We start from the raw sequence: 4,434 nt of genomic DNA on the forward strand, positions 1-4,434 counted from the left end.
CAGCGGCGCGAACGGGCCCGCCGGCACGAGCAGTGCGCTAGCCGGTGCAGCAGCGGCTTCGGCTGCATCGTCGGCCACGCTCGGCACCACGGCGGCCAGCGGCGCGGCGCAGCGCCTGCCGCAAACGGCCTTCGGCGGCCGCGTCGCCGAGCCTGCCAGCGGCTGGAGCGACAAGCCCGGCTGGTCCTCGGCGCGCTCGATGATCGTCGCCGCGAACCCGCTCGCCGCGCAGGCCGGCGCCGATATCCTCAAGGCCGGCGGCAGCGCGGTGGATGCCGCGATCGCCGCGCAGCTGGTGCTGACGCTGACCGAGCCACAATCCTCGGGCCTCGGCGGCGGCGCGCTGCTGCTCTATGCCGACGACAAGACCACCGATGCCTACGACGGCCTCGAAACCGCGCCGGCCGCCGCCACCGAGCGCCTGTTCCTGGACCGCGACGGCAAGCTGCTCGGCCCCGCGCAGACCGTGGCCGGCGGCCGGCCGGTGGGCGTGCCGGGCACCTTGCGCATGCTCGAGCTGGCGCATCGGGCGCACGGCAAGCTGCCCTGGAAGCGCCTGTTCCAGCCCGCCATCAAGCTCGCCGACCAGGGTTTCCCGATCAGCCCGCGACTGGCCGCGCTGATCGCGGGCGATCCCTACCTGCGCGCCGATCCGGCCGCGCGCGCCTATTTCTACGAGCAGGACGGGCGGCCCAAGACCGCCGGCACGCTGCTGCGCAACCCCGCCTACGCGGCCACGCTGCGCCAGCTCGCGGCCGGCGGCGCGAACCCGTTCTACAGCGGCGCGATCGCCCGCGAGATCGCCGCCAAGGTCGGCCAGTCGGCCAATCCGGGCTTGCTCACGCAGCAGGATCTCGGCCGCTACCGCGCGCTGCCGCGCACGCCGTTCTGCGGCGACTATCGCAAGTGGACCTTGTGCGGAATGCCGCCGCCGGCCTCGGGCGGCCTGGCGATCGCGCAGATGTTCGGCCTGTTCGACGGGCTGCCGGACTGGCAGAAGCTGGGCGGGCAAAAGCTGGTGCGCAACGACGTCGGCGGCCTGGAGCCGACGCCGCAGGCCGCGCATCTGTTCAGCGAGGCGGGCCGGCTGGCCTATGCGGATCGCGCGCGCTACCCGGCCGATCCGGAGCGCGTGCCGGCGCCGGCCGGCGACTGGCAACGGCTGGTCGCGCCGACCTACCTGGCGCAGCGCCTGCAACGGATCGGCGACACCAGCCTGGGTCATGCCGAAGCCGGCGTGCCGGCCGACTCGACGCTGGCCACCTCGTTCGGCGACGATCCCGATGCGCTGGCGCCGCCGCCCGCCGCCAGCGAACTGGCGGTGGTCGATCACGACGGCGCGGTGGTGGCGATGGCCTCCAGCCTGGGCGACCCGTTCGGCTCGCGGCTGATGGTGCGCGGCTTCCTGCTCAACGATGCGCTGACGGGCTTCTCGCGCACGCCGCGCGATCACGGCCGGCCGATCGCGAACCGCCTGGACGGCGGCAAGCGGCCGCGTTCCTCGCTCACGCCCGAGATCGCCTTCGAGCGCGGCACGCGGCGCGTGGCGCTGGTGCTCGGCGGCGCCGACGCGATGCCGGTCGCCAAGACGCTGGCCAGCGTCACCGACTGGGGCCTGACGGTGGCACAGGCGATCGCCCTGCCGAACTTCGGCTCGCGCAACGGGCCGACCGAGCTGGAAGCGGGACGTGTGTCGGATACGCTGGTCGAGGGCTTGAGGCGGCGCGGGCACGAGGTGCGGCTCGTCCCGATCACCTCGGACCTGGTCGGGCTGCAGCGCGTCGCGCTCGACGGGCAGTCGCTGTGGCTGGGTACCGCCGATCCGCGGCGTGAAGGAGCGGCGGCGGGGGATTGATGATGCGGCCCTCGATTCTTCAGAAAAGGAATATTGAAATATCCCAAATCGGCACTTACACTGCGGAATTGGGATCTTAAAGTATTCCGATATGGAACTACTGCTCGAAAAATTCGTGGATGGGGCATGGCAAGCCGCGGCGACGCTCACGCTGACCGATCCGAAGCGCGGCATTGCATCCCCTTGCACGCTCGAATACCTGCACGACTACGCCTACACCTATCTTGAGCGGGTCGGCGAATCCTCCTTGTCCACGCATGAGCCTGTCGGCTTCGAGATGAAACGCTATCCGACCTGGGCGCCATTCCTGCTCGACATCTTGCCGAGCGGATTCGGTCGCGAATTGCTGGTCGATCGCGAAGGCTGGCCGCAACCGGACGGCCCGCACAACGACGCCCGGGTACTCGCCCATGGCGCGAGCAATCCAGCCGGCAACACGCGCATCGCGCAAGCCTACCGATGGTTGCGGGAGCAACTGCCCGGCGTATCGCGAGGCTGGGAGCTGGAGAACATGCGGCGCCACGATGCCGACTTCATCGAGTACGCGCATCTGCACGGCACGCTCGTCGCCGGCACCAGCACGCAAGGGCAGGCGGCCAAGCTCTGGCTCACCCGGCATCGCGACGGCCTGTACTACGCCGATACACTGGTTCGCGATGAAGACGCCGCCGCGCACTATCTCGTGAAGATGCCCCGCAACAACCGCGACGCCGTGATGCTGCGCCACGAGCATCTGTGGCTGACCCTCGCGCGCGGCGCCGGGCTGGTGGTCGAAGGCGAGCCTTTCATGTTCGGCGACCTGCTGTTCATTCCGCGCTTCGATCGTGTCGTCGACGATCGAGGCGTCCATCGTCGTGCGATGGAAAGCGCGTACAGCCTGCGCAATGTCGCGAAGCACGGTGCCGTGCTGTTTCACGAAGACATCATCGACGACTGGATCGCCTATGCCGACACGAGCACGCTCGGCAACGACCTGCTCGAATATCTGCAACGCGACATGCTCGGCTACTGCCTGCGCGTGGACGACAATCATGGCCGCAACACCGCCTTCTTCCTGACGGAAGAAGGAATACGGCTCACCCCTCTATTCGATTTCGCGCCCATGTTCCTCGGCGACGACCCGCCGACACGTTCGACACTGTGGCGCGAATTCCCGCCCGGCTTCCACAACCGCTGGCCAGTGCTGTTCGAACGCTGGCTGCCCGAGCGGCTCGGCATCGACAACGCGGCCCAGCTTCGCGCGGCACTGGCGGCATGGCGCAGCCCCCTGGAACGCACGCGCGACGCATTCATCACGGCATCGCGCGATCCACGCACCGACATGTGCATTCCACGCTTTGCCACCGTACTCGGAGCACTCGATGCGTTACGCTAGGAAGTCACCCGAAGCGCTGCGCGAACTGCGCAGCACCCTGCCCGAGCGCCTGGCGCGCGAACGCCCGGACATCGCTTCGGCGGCGCGCTGGATTCGCGAGGCAATCGGCCTCAACCAGGAAGAGTTCGCCGAGCTGGTCGGCTTGAGCAAACCCCTCGTTGCACGACTCGAGCGTGGCGAGGCCAATCCCACCCTCGACACCTTGAACGCGATCGGCAAACCCTTTGGCCTGCGTATCGCCTTCGTGCCCAGACAAGAGCCGGCACACGGCGCCGACACCATCACGGGTTCGACTCAGGAAGTTGCTCCGGCGCCGGAGCCGGTCACCCAGGCGCCCCGTCCCCGCCGCAAGCTCCCTCCCCTCGTGTTCGACAAGATCACCAAATAGACCCGCCCTAACCCCGCCCCTTCCACGGCACCAAACGCCGCTCCAGCGCGCGCATCGCCAGGTCGAAACCCCAGGCGATCGCGCCGATCAGCACGATCCCCATCACCACCACGTCGGTACGCAGGAAGCTCGAGGCGTTCAGCACCATCTGCCCGAGCCCGGCGGTGGCGGCCACCATCTCGGCGGCCACCAGGGTGGTCCAGCCGAAGCCGATCGCGATCCGCAACCCGGTCAGGATCTCGGGCAGCGCGGCGGGCAGCACCACATGGCGCACCACCTGCGCCGGGCTGGCGCCGAGCGACCAGGCCGCGGCGATCTGCTCGCCGGTGGCGCTGCGCACGCCGGCGCGCGCGGCCATCGCGATCGGCGCGAAGCAGGCCAGGAAGATCACCACGATCTTGGCGGTCTCGTCGATGCCGAACCAGATCACCACCAGCGGCAGGTAGGCCAGCGGCGGCAGCGGCCGGTAGAACTCCAGCGGCGGATCGAGCAGGCCGCGCGCGACGCGGCTCACGCCCATCAGGATGCCGGCCGGGATGCCGAACAGGGCCGCCAGCGCGAACGCGCCGAACACGCGCAGCGCGCTCCAGCCGAGATGCTCGGCCAGCGGCACGCCGCCCTGGATATTGCCGTGCCAGGCGTCAACGAAGGCGCGCCAGACCGTGGCCGGCGACGGCAGGAACAGCGGCGGCACCCAGCCGAAGTGCGTCGCGGCCCACCAGAGCAGCGCCAGGCCCGCCACCGAGGCCGCGCTCAGCGCGGCGGTCGGCCCCTCGCCGGGGCGCCGCGCGCCGCGATAGATCGGAAGAGCACACG

4 protein-coding genes are annotated in these 4,434 nt (G+C 69.9%); 3 read left to right on the plus strand and 1 reads right to left on the minus strand.

The features are described from left to right. From F3J18_RS35730 to F3J18_RS35740, 3 genes are all read left to right on the plus strand, one after another. Positions 1-1,855 (plus strand): gamma-glutamyltransferase family protein (locus F3J18_RS35730; protein WP_166916824.1); only part of this gene is annotated, 1,855 nt, incomplete at its 5' end. 91 nt (positions 1,856-1,946) lie between these two features. Further along, positions 1,947-3,230: a HipA domain-containing protein gene (locus F3J18_RS35735; protein ID WP_166916826.1), complete on the plus strand. Its 1,284-nt coding sequence runs from the start codon at positions 1,947-1,949 to the stop codon at positions 3,228-3,230. Further along, positions 3,217-3,618: a helix-turn-helix transcriptional regulator gene (locus F3J18_RS35740; protein WP_060002693.1), complete on the plus strand. Its 402-nt coding sequence runs from the start codon at positions 3,217-3,219 to the stop codon at positions 3,616-3,618. The genes F3J18_RS35735 and F3J18_RS35740 overlap by 14 nt, the downstream gene beginning before the upstream one ends. A gap of 7 nt (positions 3,619-3,625) precedes the next feature. Here the strand turns inward: F3J18_RS35740 and F3J18_RS35745 are convergent, their stop codons facing one another. Then, positions 3,626-4,420 (minus strand): ABC transporter permease subunit, encoded by a 795-nt coding sequence (locus F3J18_RS35745; RefSeq protein ID WP_345892545.1) that lies wholly within the window; start codon positions 4,418-4,420, stop codon positions 3,626-3,628. Positions 4,421-4,434 lie beyond the last annotated feature (14 nt).

The sequence above is a fragment of the Burkholderia sp. Ax-1720 genome (genome assembly GCF_011753035.1).
In the GTDB taxonomy this organism is placed as follows: domain Bacteria; phylum Pseudomonadota; class Gammaproteobacteria; order Burkholderiales; family Burkholderiaceae; genus Burkholderia; species Burkholderia gladioli.

Excerpts from the sequence above, each read along its gene's own strand:
- F3J18_RS35740 (WP_060002693.1), top strand. The coding sequence starts at position 3,217 with ATGCGTTACGCTAGGAAGTCACCCGAAGCGCTGCGCGAACTGCGCAGC.
- F3J18_RS35735 (WP_166916826.1), top strand. The coding sequence starts at position 1,947 with ATGGAACTACTGCTCGAAAAATTCGTGGATGGGGCATGGCAAGCCGCG.